This is a genomic window from Ralstonia sp. 22111, assembly GCF_052045895.1.
GTDB classification, from domain to species: domain Bacteria; phylum Pseudomonadota; class Gammaproteobacteria; order Burkholderiales; family Burkholderiaceae; genus Ralstonia; species Ralstonia wenshanensis.
Map to the genome: position 1 here is coordinate 491,743 of NZ_JBQEPR010000002.1, position 12,559 is coordinate 504,301.

Consider the following 12,559-nt stretch of genomic DNA (forward strand, 5'->3'; position numbering starts at 1 on the left):
GATCGATTAAGCGCCTGCCGGCCGCTTCATCTTGCAAGTGGTCGGCAGATCCAGGTCTTTGGCCGCGGTCGTGCTCTCCGTCTTGTGGCCCCATTGGGTGCCGTCGTAGCCGACCTTGACGGCCTTTCCGTCCACCGGTGCGATCGTCGAGACCACTTGCGGCAGCAGCAACTGGTGGTCGACCTTGCGCATCGTGACGTCGCCGAGAAAGCTCTGCTTCTGCATGCCTTCCAGGGCCAGCGCAATCTTCAGCGGATCGGTGGAATTGGCTTTGCGGATGGCGTCCGTCACCAGTTCGACCGACAACACAGTGCGCGGCGCGAAGTGCTCCCCAGCGGGCGTCTGCCGTACGCGCGTATCCATCTGCATCAGTTGCGCGTTGCCGTTGCCGGGCGTCCATTCCGACACCCAGGTCACCTTGCCGATCTTGGCCTGCGATACAGCAAGCACGGTGCCCGGCGCGCCCGCGCCGCTGTGGTTCAGATAGCGCACGTCGTAGCTCATGTCGCCAGCGGCCTTGATGAGCAGATTCAGATCTTGTCCCCAGTTGCCGGTGAGGAGCGTGTCTGCGCCCGTCGCCTTGGCCTTCGAGACGTACGGCGCGAAATCCTTCACCTTGCCGATCGGGTGCAGCGTCTCTCCGGTGAACTGCACGTCGGGCCGTGCGGACGAGATCATCTGCTTGCCCAACGACGCCCACAGCCGGCCGTGCGCGTAGTCCTGGTTCAATGAATAAACCTTGCGGATATCGGGCTGCGTCTTCACGAAGTTGGCCAGCGCGCGCATCTTCATCGCCGTGTTGGCCTCGGTGGCGAAATGCCAGAAGCTGCAATGCGCGCCGGTCAGGTCAGGGTCGATCGACGCGTAGTTGATGATCAGCACGCGGCTGTTCGGATTGCGCTCGTTGTGCTTGGTGGCCGCATCCACCATGGCGGCCACGACGGAGGAGCCCGAGCCGCCGGTGAAGACGATCTTCGCACCGGCGTCGATGGCGCTCTGCAGCGCCGACAGACTGTCTTGCGCCGAGAGCTTATTGTCGTAGGTCGACAGCTCGTAGCGCGCACCATTCAGCACGCCTTGCGGTTGCGCGTTGGCGTCGTCGATGCCGAGTTTCAGATTCGCCAGAAACTGCTCGCCCACATTCGAGAGCGGCCCGCTCAGCTGATCGATGAACGCCACCTTGATTGGCGCCGTGTCGGCGGCGTAGGTCGGGTGTGCGAACAGAAACGTTGCCGCACAGGCCGATGCGGACAACAGACGGGCAAAGCGGTTCGCTGCGGGCATGTCTCCTCCTTGTGTGTGTTCTCGGCTACCAGGTGTCGATGAAGCGGCGTGTGGCGGGGTCGCGTGCGTGCCGCGGCTGCGCAGGCGGCGTCGATTGCAGCCCGCGCAACAGCCAGCGGCGCGTATCGGCCGGGTCGATTACGGCGTCGATTTCGAGATAACTGGCGATGTTGAGCGCGCGGCCTTCCTCGTAGGCGGCATCGACCATCTTGCGGAACAGCGCTTCGCGCTCGGCAAGGTCTTCCACCGCTTCCAGCTCTTTGCGATAACCCAGGCGGATGGCGCCTTCGATGCCCATGCCGCCAAACTCGCCACTCGGCCACGACGCGGTGAAGAACGGCGCGTGAAAGCCGCCCGCGGCCATGGCCATCGCCCCGAGGCCATAGCCTTTGCGCAGCACGACGGTGAAGAAGGGCACACGCAAGTTGCCCGCCGTCACGAACATGCGGCTGACGTGGCGCACGGTGGCGGTCTTTTCCGCGTCCGGCCCGACCATGAAACCCGGTGTGTCGCACAGCGAGACGATGGGCAGATCGAACGCGTTGCACAACTGCATGAAGCGTGAAGCCTTGTCGGCGGCGGCGGAATCGATGGCGCCGCCCAGATGGCGCGGGTTGTTGGCAATGCAGCCGAAGGCGCGGCCCTCGATGCGGATCAGCGCGGTGATGATGCCCACGCCAAACGCCTGACGCAGTTCCAGAACCGAACCCGTGTCGGCCAATGCATCGATCACGGCGAGCATGTCATAGCTGCGCATGCGGTTTTCGGGAATCACATGGCGCAGGTGGCGCACATCGCCGGCTTCCCAGTGGGCGAGCGCCCCCTGGAAATAGCTCAGATAGCGGCGCGCGGCGTCGACCGCTTCGGTCTCGTCTTCGACGAGCACGTCGATCACGCCGTTCGGCGCCTGCACGCTCACGGGGCCGACCTCTTCGGGCGCGTAGACGCCAAGGCCGCCGCCTTCAATCATGGCCGGGCCGCCCATGCCGATGGTCGCGTCGCGCGTGGCGATGATCACGTCTGCGCAGCCGAGCAGCGCGGCATTGCCCGCAAAGCAGCGGCCCGAGACGATACCGAGGGTCGGGACCAGCCCCGACAGACGCGCGAAGTGGATGAAGGTCGGACAGTCCAGGCCGCTGACGCCACGCTTTTCAGTGTCGCCCGGCCGGCCGCCACCCCCTTCGGCAAACAGCACAACGGGCAGCCTCCATTGCTGCGCCAGCTCCAGCGCCCGGTCGGTCTTCTTGTGATTGAAGGTGCCTTGCGTGCCCGCCAGCACGGTGTAGTCGTACGCGAGCACCATGCAGCGCGCATCCTGATCGGGAAAGTGCGCGCCGTTGACGGTGCCAATGCCGGTGATGATGCCGTCAGCCGGTGTGGAGCGAATCAAGTCATCGAGCGCGCGCCGTTGACGTTGCGCAGCGATGGCGAGCGCGCCGTACTCGATGAATGAGCCGGCGTCGCACAGGTGGGCGATGTTCTCGCGCGCGGTGCGCTGGCCGGTCTTGCGGCGGCGGGCAACGGCCTCCGGGCGGTTCGCGTCGAGGCCGAATGCATGGCGGTCGATGACGGCCTGCAGGTCGGGGCGAATGCGGTCGAGGTCGATCTCGGTATCGGCGGCTGCGGCGTCATGTTGTGCGTCATCGGGCTGCAGCACGGCCAGCGGCTGGCCTTCGCGCACCGTTGCGCCCGACTGCGCGCAGACCTGCAGCACACGACCGGCTGCAGGTGCGATGACGACGTGCTCCATCTTCATCGCTTCAATCACGGCCAGCACGTCGCCGCGCGCAACCATGGCGCCGGCTTCTGCGTGGATCTGGATGAGCGCGCCATCCATTGGGGCAGTGAGCACTTCAGCGTCGTCAGGAAGCTCATCGAGGAATGACGTTGCGGGCGTCAGGTCGGGGGTGGCGACCGATGTGGCATGCAGCGCGGGATGCGCTTCGCTGTTGCCGGCGGCCAAGTCGGCGAGCCTTACATCGAGGAACTGCGTGTGCACAGCGTTGGCCTGCACGTCGGCGTCGCGCAGCAGGTCCTGCAGCAGCCGCTTGTTGGTGGCCAGCCCTTCGATGCGGAATTCGCACAGCGCGCGGTATGTCTGTGCCAGCGTCTGCGCATACGTGCCGTGCGGCGCGTGGACGATCAGTTTGGCCAGCAGCGAGTCGAAGCGCGGGTTCGGACGGTAGCCCGCGTAACCGCAGGTGTCGACGCGCACGCCTGGGCCATTCGGTGGTTCGAATGCGGTGAGCGTGCCGGTGGACGGATGCGGTTGTCCTGATGCATCGACGGTCTCGGCATTGATGCGCACTTGCACGGCATGGCCGCGCGGTGCGATGGGTCGGTCAAGCCCCAAATCCGTGAGCGACGCACCTTGCGCCAGTGCCAGCTGTGTCACGACCAGGTCGACACCCGTCACCATTTCCGTGACGGTGTGCTCGACTTGCACGCGCGGGTTGGCTTCCATGAAGTAGAAAGTGGCGTGCGGCTTGCCCGCGCCTTCCACGAGAAACTCGATCGTGCCGATGCCGGTGTAGCCTGCCGCTTTGGCGAGCGTGACGGCAGCATCGGCAATGCGCGCACGCAGCGCCTCGTCCAGCGCGGGGCTGGGCGCAATCTCAATCAGCTTCTGGTGACGTCGCTGCAGGCTGCATTCACGCTCACCGAGGTGCACAACGTGGCCATGCGCGTCTGCAACGATCTGGATTTCGATATGGCGCGGCGAGGGCACCAGCGCTTCCACATAGACGTCGCCACCACCACCTGCGGCAGTGGCTTCAGATACGCAGCGTGCATACGCGTCGGCAATCGCCTGCGCATCGTGCACGGCACGCATGCCGCGTCCGCCGCCGCCGGCCACGGCCTTGATCATCATGCCGTGCGAGGGCGGCAGCGCGGCGAAGAAGGCGCGGGCATCGTCCAGCGTGGTCGCGCCTTGTGTGCCGCTGACGATGGGAATGCCTGCCTCGTGCGCAAGCGCCCGCGCACGAGCCTTATCGCCGAAGAGTTCGAGCACGCGCGGTGATGGTCCGATGAACTGCACCCCGGCCTGTGCGCACTCGCGCGCGAAGGCGGCGCTCTCGCTCAGAAAGCCATAGCCGGGGTGGACCGCATCGGCGCCGACGGCGCGTGCGGCCGCAAGGATGGCCGCACCGTCGAGATATGCGCGTGCGCCGGTGCCGGGCAAGGGCGCAGCTTCATCGGTGCGTAGTGGATGCAGCGCGTCGCGATCGTCTTCGGAATAGACGGCGACCGAGGGCAAGCCGATCGTGGCGGCTGCGCGGGCAATGCGAATGGCGATCTCGCCGCGATTGGCGATGAGCAGTTTGCGAAACGTCATGGAACGGGTGTGGGTTAGATCTGTTCAGCGAGTGGTGCGAGGTCCTGCTTGCGCACCTTGCCGGTAGCCGTGAGTGGCAGCGCGTCGACGATGCGCACGACGGGCACCTTGTAGACGGCCATGTTGTCGCGGCACCAACTGGTAAGGGTGGCGTCATCCAATGTGCCCACGGCCTCGGGCCGCAGCATCACGAAGGCGACGGGAAGCTGGCCGCGTTGTTCGTCGGCGCGGCCCACCACGGCAGAACCGAGGATGGCCGGATGTTTACCGAGCATGGCTTCGATCTCCGCCGGAAATACGCTCATGCCGTTGACCTTGAGCATCTCCTTGCGGCGGCCTAGGTAGTGCACGTATCCCTGTTCGTCGATGCAGCCGATGTCGCCGGTGTGAAACCAGCCGTTGCGCAGGGTTTGCGCGGTGGCGTCCGGCTTGTTCCAGTAGCCTTTGAGCAGCGTCGGCGTGCGTACGCAGAGTTCGCCTTCGGCGCCGATCGGCATCAGTTCGTGCGTGTCGAAATCGCAGATCTTGAAGTCGGTGCCCGGCACCGGCAGACCCACGAAAATCGGTTGTGACCGGAGGTCGAAATCGTCGTCCTGCATGCCGACCGTGAAGCTGTTGCAGGTCTGCGTTTCCGTCATGCCCCAGGCGCTCTCGGCCATCATCGAGCCGCTCAATTCACGCCACGCACGGCGGTACTCGGGGTTGAGCTTTTTTACGAACGATGACACGCCTGTATGCCGCAGCGAGCGTAAGTCGTAGGCATGCACACGAGGATGCGCCATCACCTCGGCGGCGCTGTCGACCAGCATCGAGCCGTTGGTCACGCGGTAGCGCTGCACGCCAGCCATGAAGGCCTCGGCATCCCAGCGCGCCAGCAACACCAGCGGTACGCCAAGGAAGGCAGGGAAGATCAGACCGGTGTTCTCGCCCGCAATCCAGAACTGCGGATAGAAGCTGAGCATGACGGTGTCGGCATCCGCACGCAGCGACACGGCCGAGAACGCGGCCGCCATATCCACCATGTCGCCCTGCGTGTGGATGCAGCCCTTCGGCAGCCCCGTCGTGCCGCCGGTGTAGTTGAGCGCGGCAACTGTATCGAGTGAGGCAGGCGGCAGGGGAATCGGCGTGGTCTGTGCCAATGCGGGCAACAAGTCGATCGCATCGTCGCAGGCCACCGGCGGTTCGGTCAGCATTGTCGGGAGCGGCAGCGTCGGCTCCGCGGGCAGCACGTCTGCGTAACGGGTGACGAAAACGTGCTCGATCGATGTTTCGGTACGCACGTCACGCACCAGGGGCATGAGGCGATCCAGCGCGACGATGGCCCGCGGTGTGGCGTCGCTCAGTGCATGCATCAGCTCGGCGCGCTGCGACAGCGGGCTGATCGGCACATACACAGCACCCAGTTTGAGGATGCCGAAAAACACCGCATTGAATTGCGGGCAGTTTGACAGGAACACCGCAACGCGGTCTCCAGTGCCGATGCCGTGTTGCGCGAGCAGCGCGGCAAAGCGGTCGGAGAGATCGTCAAGCTGGGCGAACGTTGTGTCGTGCCCGTAGAAGTGGATGGCCGGTTTGTCTGGCGTGGTGCGTGCCCAGTGCCGCAGGTAGTCGGTGAGGGCTACGCGCCCGATTGGATAATGCGGCTCACGTGGGGTATCCACCGGCCATGCGCGCGCCCAGAGCGCGCGAACGCGGCCGAGATACTCGGACTCGTCCATCGCCAAAGCTTGTCTCCGTTGGGTTGTGCAGTGCGTGCGCACAGCGGCGCCGCACTCTCTATACTAAAAAGTAATTTTTTATACCAACGGGTAAGAATATAGAAAGCGTTCTTTGATGCGTCAAGCATTTAAGAGCAATGATGTCGCCAGATGCGCGTATGCCACGGCGCATACGCGGGCGGCATGCGAAAATATGCGCCATGTCCATCGTCCGCAAATCTGTCGTTCCCGACGTGCAACCGTCTGGTGAATCCGAGGCCCCCGAAGCCTCTGGCGTCGCATCGCCGGCCACGCGCCCGCACATCGCCGAGCGGCAGGAGGCCCGCCGCCGGCAGATTCTCGACACGGCCGCGCAGCTTTTCTTCACCAAAGGCTATGCCGGCATGACGATGAGCGACCTCTGCAACGCGCTCGGGGTGACCAAGCCGGCGGTGTACTACTACTTCACCGACAAGTACGAGATCTTCGACATCCTTTGCCGTGAGGCCGCGCAGATCTGCCTGTCGGCCATCCGCGAGACGGCCGATCCGGCGCTGCCAGTGCGAGAGCGTTTGCAGGCGTGTCTGCTGGAAATGGCGCGCCGCTGCATTGCCTGCCATTACGCCGCTGCGCTGACGTATCGCGATCGGCAATACCTGCGCCCCGAAACGGTGGAGTGGCTGCACGGCATGTCGCGGGCGTATTACCGCGATCTCTATGCGCTGCTCGACGAGGGCAAGCGCGCCGGCGTGTTTGACTTTGGCGATGCGCGCGTCGCCGCGCACTCGATGGGCGGCGTCATGGGTTTCATGTACACCTGGCATGACCCGTCGCGCATCGATGCCGAGGTGCTGGCGGTGGAGCTGTCGGGCGCCATGATGAAGATCATTTTGCCGGCCGCCCCGGCATCTGGCGCTAAACGCGCGTCTTGAGCGCCGCGCTGGCCGGCGCCTTCGGCAACGCAGGCAGGCGGAAGACTTCGGGCGTCATCAGGTCGATGCCACAGTCGAGCGTCTCAACCCATTCGATGAACCGGTTGACCATGGCTTTGCCACGGAAGGCTTGGCCGTGCTGCGGCACGATCCATTCAATATCGAGCCCTCGCACCATCTGCGCCCACAGCCGGCACACGCGGTTGCCGCTCATGTAGCGGCGGTGGAAGGGCGCCATCAGCGGCAGGTGCGCGTCAAAATCTTCCACGGGCTTGGCGGCCACATTGGCGTGCACCATCGAGGCCCCCAGATCGCCCGAGAACAGGATGCGCGACACCGGATCGTAGAACTGGAAATTGCCTTCCGAATGCAGGAAGTGCGCCGGCACTGCCAACAGATGCGATTGCCCCAGCGGAATCGCCATGCCCGTATCCGGGATCGGCACGATGCGGCCCTCGGTCTTGCCGACGCTGCAGAAGTGCGGCAGAAAGCGTTCCCACACGCGGGAGATCAGGATGTCGCAGCTTGAGCTTGTCAGCCACCGTCCTGCCGAGGCGACGATGTCGGGGTCTGCATGCGAGGCCAGCACGTAGTCGAGCTGCTTGGGCGGAAAGTACCGGTTCATCGCCAAAAACAGCGCGTTGTAGGTCATCTGACCGCCCGGATCGATCAGCGCGCCGTGGCCGTGATCGACGATGAGGAACTGGTTCGTCTGCACCGGCAGGTCGTCGTGATCGTCGACCAGATCCGAAAACATCAGGCAGACGTGCTCGGGCGTTTCGTAGAGCGTGGTGACCATGGGAGAGGGCGGCGCGCGGTTGGAATGTTTCGATGGTCGCGCAGCGCGTGCCCGTCACACTTGATCCGTGTCAAGGCAGCCGTGGTGTTGGCAGTGGCCTGGGCGAGCCTGTCATCCGTCCCGGGCCGGGTGTCACGTGATAAACTTTTGATTTTTAACGCTTTGCGCGAGCCGCACGCGGGATCGTCCGCTTGGGTCTGGCGCGCCGCCATGCCAACCGGCATGCCGCATCTCCCCCTATGAATACTGCAACGATGTCTGAAGCGTCAGAAGCGCCGGCCAATGAATCGGTGACATTCGACAGCTTCGGCCTGCATCCGGACGTCCTCCGCGCGCTGACCGAAAGCGGTTACACCAAGCCCACACCCATTCAGGCCGCCGCCATTCCGGTGGTGACCGCCGGTCGCGACGTCATGGGCGCCGCACAAACCGGCACCGGCAAGACCGCCGGTTTCTCGCTGCCGATCATCCACAACCTGCTGCCCGACGCCAACACGAGCGCGTCGCCGGCGCGCCACCCGGTACGGGCGCTGATCCTCACGCCCACGCGCGAGCTTGCCGACCAGGTGTACGACAACGTCGCCAAGTACGCGAAGTACACGGCGCTGCGCTGCGCCGTCGTGTTCGGCGGTGTCGACATGAACCCGCAGACGGAGCAACTGCGCCGCGGCGTGGAAATCCTCGTTGCCACGCCGGGCCGCCTGCTCGACCACGTGCAGCAGCGCAGCGTGAACCTGTCGCAGGTGCGCATGCTGGTGCTGGACGAAGCCGACCGCATGCTCGACATGGGCTTCCTGCCCGACCTGCAGCGCATCATCAACCTGCTGCCGGCGCACCGCCAGACGCTGCTGTTTTCGGCGACCTTCTCGCCCGAGATCAAGAAGCTGGCCGCGAGCTACCTGCGTCATCCGCAAACCATTGAAGTGGCACGCAGCAACGCCACGGCAGAGAACGTCCGCCAGGTCATCTACACGGTGCCGGACAACCACAAGCAAGCGGCGCTCGTGCATCTGCTGCGCCAGCGAGCAGAGCAAGGCCTGCCGCGCCAGTGCATCGTGTTCTCCAACAGCAAGATCGGCTGCTCGCGCCTGGCGCGCGCGCTGGAGCGCGAAGGCATCAACGCCAACGCCATCCACGGCGACAAGACGCAGACCGAGCGCATGCAAACGCTCGAAGCCTTCAAGCAAGGTACCGTGGATGTGCTGGTCGCCACCGACGTGGCAGCGCGCGGTCTCGATATCTCGCAGATGCCGTGCGTGATCAACTTCGACCTCCCGTTCAACGCAGAAGACTACGTGCACCGTATCGGCCGCACGGGCCGTGCCGGTGCTTCGGGTGATGCGCTGTCGCTGTTTGCGCCGGGTGATGAGCGTTTCCTGGCCGACATCGAAAAGCTGATCAAGCGAAACCTGCCGCGCGAGCAACTGGCTGATTTCGACCCGACCGGCGAGCAGGCGCGTGACCGTGAACGCCGTGAGCGCGACGAAAAGCGTGCCCGCGGTGAGGTCCGCCGCGCCCGTGAGCGGGACGACCGCAACGGCGCCCGCGTGTTGGATCACACGATCGTGCGCCCGCCTTTCCGGCCATCGGACGACCCGTTCTTCAATCGCCCGTACGAATCGTCTCTGCCAGCGGAATCGGCAGAAGCCGCCAAGCCGGCGCAAGCGACCGGGCATCCGCGTACCGCCAAGCGCCCGATTGCGGCGCTGCTCGGTGGCGTGCCGCGCAAGCGTTAAGTCAGTCTGCTGAAAACGGCGGCAACTATGCCGCCGTGGTCAATCGTGCAAGACGATTGGCCCAGGCCGGGACTGCGTCTCGGTAGAACTCATCTACATCGCCCGCACGAATGTCCAACCCGAGGTGCCGTGCCGCTTCCGTTAGCGCGGCCAGCGGTTGACTGCGGTTGATGGCGCGCGCGCCTGTCTGCTTGCTCAGTTTCTCGCCCTCGGGGTTCACCACCACGGGCACGTGCAGGTAGCGCAACGCGGGCAGCCCGAGCAACTGCTGCAGATAGATCTGGCGCGGCGTCGAGTCGAGCAGGTCGGCGCCCCGCACGACGTCCGTGATGCCTTGCGTGGCATCGTCTACCACCACCGCAATCTGGTACGCCCACATGCCGTCCGCGCGCTTGAGCACGAAGTCGCCTACGGCTTCAGCCAGGTTCTGGCATTGCGTGCCTTGCCAGCGATCGTTGAAGCAGATGGTGGCGGCATCGGCATCCGGCACACGCACGCGCCAAGCGCGCGGCGGACGGCCGTGCAGCCCGTTGCGGCACGTGCCGGGATAGATCAGGGTCTGGTGACGCACGTGGCCGTTGGCGTCGATGCTGGTGACGGAATCCGCAATCTCACGGCGCGTGCAGCCGCACGGGTAGAGGCTGCCGATGGCCTGCAGTTGCTCTAGCGCCTGTTCAAAGCGTGACAGATGTGTGCTCTGCCACTGCGGGGCTTCGTCGGGAATGAGCCCGAGCGCATCCAGCGTGGCGAGGATGTCGCGATCGGCGCCGGGCACGTTGCGCTGGAAGTCGATGTCTTCAATGCGCACCAGCCACGTGCCGCCGTGTACACGTGCATCCAGCCAGCTCGCCAGCGCGGTGACCAGCGAGCCGATATGCAGCGGCCCCGTGGGCGAGGGCGCAAAGCGGCCGCGGTATTGGCCCCGCGAGGCATTGGTGGATTCCGGAAAATCGAGATTGGCTTGGGACAACGCAACGCTCCAGGCTCAGAAGCCGATGCCGCTATTGTGCGCGATTTGTCCGCACGAGGCCCCTACTGCATCATCAGGGCCTGCCCCAGGCGCGGATCTTCCAGCTTGTCGACCCACCATTGCAGCGCCTTGCCGCGCATGTTGTTGCGCCACGCAACCTGAAACGTGCCCGCACGCTTGTCTTCGGTGGTTTCCTTGGCGATCAGCACGCCTGAATCCAGATACGGTTGCGCCAGCGGTACTGGTAGCCAGCCACAACCCAGGCCACGAATCTGCGCCTGCACCTTGTCTGCCATGGACGGCACGACCAGCGTGTCTTGTCCAGCCATCACACCGATGGTGCGTGCGGGCAGATTGCGCGATGTATCTCCCACGGCAACGATGCGATGTCGCGTGATGGCAGTTGCCGGCAACGGCTCGTCCATTTGCGCCAATGGGTGATGTGCCGCCACCGCAAAGATGAACGGGATGTTGCCCACCGTGCGCGTCTGGATACCCTGCACCTGCATCACCTGTGCCGGCCCGATCAGCAAGTCCGCGCGGCCGGAGAGAAGGGCGTCCCACGTGCCGGCCAGCACTTCCCGGCAGAAGCGCAATCGCGTGGCGGTGTTCTCGGCGTAGAAATCCTGGATGACGGGCATGAGTGCGCGAAAGTGCACGAGATCGTCGACTACGATGGTCAACGTGGCTTCCCATCCGGTGGCAAGGCGTTTGACGCGGCGCGCGAGTTCGTCCGCGGCCTGCAGCAGGTGACGGCCTTCGTCGAGTAGCGCACGGCCAGCCGGCGTGAGTTCCGCCCGGTGGCGCCGTCGGTCAAACAGCAGGACATCGAGATCGTCTTCCAGCTTGCGCACCACATAGGTGAGGGCAGACGGCACTTTGCCCAGTTCGTGCGCCGCGGCGGCAAAGCTGCCTTTGCGTTCGATCGCGTCCAGCACTTCCAGAGATTCCAGCGATAGCGCCATGTTCAGAATTTTTGATGTATTGAATCAAAGCCGTACCGCTCAACTATAGCCAATCTGCGTACCATTCACACATCGACGCAGTAATTCGGACAGGAGATTCATCAAAATGATTGAAATCCGCCCCTCTCAAGATCGCGGTTACGCAGACCACGGCTGGCTCAAGTCGTATCACAGCTTCTCGTTTGCCGATTACATGGACCCTGAGCACGTCCAGTTCGGCCCGTTGCGCGTCATCAATGAAGACCGCGTCGCAGCCGGCATGGGCTTTGGCACCCACGGCCACCGTGACATGGAAATCATCAGCTACGTGCTCGACGGCGAGTTGGCGCACAAGGACAGCATGGGCAACGGTAGCGTGCTGCGCCCGGGCGACGTGCAACGCATGACGGCTGGGACAGGTGTGCGTCACTCCGAGTTCAACCACGCGCAGGACCAGACCACGCATTTTCTGCAGATCTGGGTGCTCCCCGCACAAATGAACCTCACGCCGGGCTATGAAGAACGCCATTTCGACGAGGCAGCCAAGCGCGGCAAGCTCGCCCTGATCGCCAGCGCCGATGGTCGTGGTGGTTCGGTGAAAGTCCACCAGGACATGGCGCTCTACGCCGGCAAGTTTGATGGCGCAGAAACTGCGTCCTTGTCAATCGCCGCAGGCCGCCGTGCTTATGTGCACGTGGTGCGTGGCAAGGTGAGCGTTAACGGTCGCACGCTGGTTGGCGGCGACGCAGCCAAGCTGACGCAAGAAGAGGCGGTGACGCTCTCTGGCGGCGAAGGTGGCGAAGTGCTGGTGTTCGATCTGCCGTAATGTTCATGGCGCACCCTGTGTGCGCCATTTTGCT

Annotated in this window: 9 protein-coding genes; 3 read left to right on the forward strand and 6 right to left on the reverse strand. The window is 64.5% G+C overall.

Annotation, left to right across the window (positions count from 1 at the left end):
* Window positions 1-6 precede the first annotated feature (6 nt).
* From ACTJK4_RS08550 to ACTJK4_RS08560, 3 genes are read right to left on the reverse strand one after another with little or no spacing between them, the layout of a single operon-like run.
* A complete protein-coding gene (locus tag ACTJK4_RS08550) occupies window positions 7-1,284 on the reverse strand; it encodes a branched-chain amino acid ABC transporter substrate-binding protein (protein WP_260801906.1) in 1,278 nt (425 codons plus the stop codon).
* Window positions 1,285-1,309: 25 nt separating this feature from the next.
* A complete protein-coding gene (locus ACTJK4_RS08555; RefSeq protein ID WP_440817471.1) occupies window positions 1,310-4,621 on the reverse strand; it encodes a carboxyl transferase domain-containing protein in 3,312 nt (1,103 codons plus the stop codon).
* 14 nt (window positions 4,622-4,635) lie between these two features.
* The gene (locus ACTJK4_RS08560; RefSeq protein ID WP_440817474.1) at window positions 4,636-6,339 is read right to left on the reverse strand and encodes an AMP-binding protein; all 1,704 of its coding nucleotides are present in this window, start codon (window positions 6,337-6,339) and stop codon (window positions 4,636-4,638) included.
* Between the two features lie 200 nt (window positions 6,340-6,539).
* Between ACTJK4_RS08560 and ACTJK4_RS08565 the strand changes: the two genes are divergently transcribed.
* On the forward strand, window positions 6,540-7,250 hold the full coding sequence (locus tag ACTJK4_RS08565; protein WP_316869919.1) for a TetR/AcrR family transcriptional regulator: 711 nt from the start codon (window positions 6,540-6,542) through the stop codon (window positions 7,248-7,250).
* On the opposite strand, the gene ACTJK4_RS08570 is transcribed toward ACTJK4_RS08565, so the two are convergent.
* On the reverse strand, window positions 7,234-8,049 hold the full coding sequence (locus ACTJK4_RS08570) for an MBL fold metallo-hydrolase (RefSeq protein ID WP_316869918.1): 816 nt from the start codon (window positions 8,047-8,049) through the stop codon (window positions 7,234-7,236). The two genes, ACTJK4_RS08565 and ACTJK4_RS08570, sit on opposite strands and share 17 nt — an antisense overlap.
* A 254-nt stretch (window positions 8,050-8,303) precedes the next feature.
* On the opposite strand from ACTJK4_RS08570, the gene ACTJK4_RS08575 reads away from it, so the two are divergent.
* Window positions 8,304-9,785: a DEAD/DEAH box helicase gene (locus ACTJK4_RS08575; protein ID WP_440817478.1), complete on the forward strand. Its 1,482-nt coding sequence runs from the start codon at window positions 8,304-8,306 to the stop codon at window positions 9,783-9,785.
* Window positions 9,786-9,810: 25 nt separating this feature from the next.
* Here the strand turns inward: ACTJK4_RS08575 and gluQRS are convergent, their stop codons facing one another.
* Both gluQRS and ACTJK4_RS08585 read right to left on the reverse strand, forming a co-directional pair.
* On the reverse strand, window positions 9,811-10,755 hold the full coding sequence (gene gluQRS, locus ACTJK4_RS08580) for a tRNA glutamyl-Q(34) synthetase GluQRS (RefSeq protein ID WP_440817481.1): 945 nt from the start codon (window positions 10,753-10,755) through the stop codon (window positions 9,811-9,813).
* Window positions 10,756-10,817: 62 nt separating this feature from the next.
* Window positions 10,818-11,720 carry a LysR substrate-binding domain-containing protein gene (locus tag ACTJK4_RS08585; RefSeq protein WP_232040614.1) on the reverse strand — a complete coding sequence of 301 codons (903 nt, stop codon included), beginning with the start codon at window positions 11,718-11,720 and terminating at the stop codon, window positions 10,818-10,820.
* Window positions 11,721-11,826: 106 nt separating this feature from the next.
* Between ACTJK4_RS08585 and ACTJK4_RS08590 the strand changes: the two genes are divergently transcribed.
* Window positions 11,827-12,525, forward strand: coding sequence for a pirin family protein (locus ACTJK4_RS08590; protein WP_232040613.1), 699 nt, complete (start codon window positions 11,827-11,829; stop codon window positions 12,523-12,525).
* The last annotated feature ends 34 nt before the right edge of the window (window positions 12,526-12,559 follow it).

What these genes read in the sequence shown, in the direction of transcription:
- ACTJK4_RS08550 (WP_260801906.1), bottom strand. Translation starts at nt 1,284, where the DNA reads ATGCCCGCAGCGAACCGCTTTGCCCGTCTGTTGTCCGCATCGGCCTGT.
- ACTJK4_RS08575 (WP_440817478.1), top strand. Translation starts at nt 8,304, where the DNA reads ATGTCTGAAGCGTCAGAAGCGCCGGCCAATGAATCGGTGACATTCGAC.
- ACTJK4_RS08585 (WP_232040614.1), bottom strand. Translation starts at nt 11,720, where the DNA reads ATGGCGCTATCGCTGGAATCTCTGGAAGTGCTGGACGCGATCGAACGC.
- ACTJK4_RS08590 (WP_232040613.1), top strand. Translation starts at nt 11,827, where the DNA reads ATGATTGAAATCCGCCCCTCTCAAGATCGCGGTTACGCAGACCACGGC.
- ACTJK4_RS08555 (WP_440817471.1), bottom strand. Translation starts at nt 4,621, where the DNA reads ATGACGTTTCGCAAACTGCTCATCGCCAATCGCGGCGAGATCGCCATT.
- ACTJK4_RS08570 (WP_316869918.1), bottom strand. Translation starts at nt 8,049, where the DNA reads ATGGTCACCACGCTCTACGAAACGCCCGAGCACGTCTGCCTGATGTTT.
- ACTJK4_RS08565 (WP_316869919.1), top strand. Translation starts at nt 6,540, where the DNA reads ATGTCCATCGTCCGCAAATCTGTCGTTCCCGACGTGCAACCGTCTGGT.
- ACTJK4_RS08560 (WP_440817474.1), bottom strand. Translation starts at nt 6,339, where the DNA reads ATGGACGAGTCCGAGTATCTCGGCCGCGTTCGCGCGCTCTGGGCGCGC.